A 1,015-nucleotide genomic window follows, 5' to 3' on the forward strand; every position below is an offset into this window, starting at 1 on the left:
GCGGTGCGGGCGGACTCCGTGCCGTGTCCGCCTCCGTCGAGGAGTTCGCGGACGAGGAGGGGGAAGGACCCGGCCGACTGGCGCTGCGGGATCCACGCGCACTCGCGTCTGCGCCGTGCCCAGTCCCGGGAGGTGCGGGCGACGTGTCCGTCGACGGCGACGGTGCCGCAGGTGGGGCGGTGCAGTCCGAGGACCGCGCGGACCAGGGTGGACTTGCCCGAGCCGTTCGTGCCGACCAGGGCGACCCGGCTCCCCGCCCGGATGTCGAGATCGACCTCGCGCACGGCCCTGACCGACCCGTGGTCGCAGGTCAGCGACTCGATCCGGATACTGGCTCCCGGTGGTGGCACACCGCACCCGCCTTCCGCTGGACGGTTCCTTCCCGACAGGAGTCGTCGGGACACCGCGCGGAGTTCCCGAATCCTGACATCACGGGATCGGTGCAGATACCAGCGCCCGGCCACGCGGACGGCGGAGCCGGACACACGGGCGCCCCGGGCGGGCGGTGCTCGGGGCGTGTTCCGCGGAACACGCCCCGGCTCAGTGATGTCCCTCGTGAGCGTCCTCCCCGCCGTCCCCGGCGGTCATCGGCTGGACGGGGACGGCGACCTCCACCTCGTGTTCGCTGGCGAAGGTCAGGGTGAGGGTGACCTCGTCCCCGACCTCGAGCGGTTCGGGCAGGTCGCCCACCATCACGTGGTAGCCACCGGCCATCAGCTCCGTCGCGCCGCCGCCGGGGACGGGGATCTCCTCGACGGCGCGCATCATCGAGGCGCCGGAGTCGGTGGTCTCGGTGGTGTACAGGCCCGCGTCGTCGGAGGCGTCGGCGGCCACCTCCGTGATCGCGTCGTCGGCCTCGGCGCCGTTCTCCACGCGCAGGTAGACCGCGCCCACCTCCGGGTTGGCGGGTTCGGGCATCCAGGCGCCGGAGATCCGCAGGTCCCCCGCACCGGCGGTGCCCCGTTCGGTCTCGTGGCTGCCGGCCGCGGCCTCCGACGCGGCGGGCTCCTCCGTC

Annotated in this window: 2 protein-coding genes; both read right to left on the reverse strand. The window is 74.0% G+C overall.

All coding sequences use genetic code 11. From position 1 onward, the window contains the following. On the reverse strand, positions 1–350 hold a 350-nt coding region (locus D471_RS0124375), incomplete at its 3' end, for an ATP-binding cassette domain-containing protein (RefSeq protein WP_017601034.1). 190 nt (positions 351–540) lie between these two features. Beyond that, the coding region (locus tag D471_RS35980; RefSeq protein ID WP_017601035.1) for a copper chaperone PCu(A)C at positions 541–1,015 on the reverse strand (475 nt) is incomplete at its 5' end.

The sequence above is a fragment of the Nocardiopsis lucentensis DSM 44048 genome, from assembly GCF_000341125.1.
GTDB lineage: Bacteria > Actinomycetota > Actinomycetes > Streptosporangiales > Streptosporangiaceae > Nocardiopsis > Nocardiopsis lucentensis.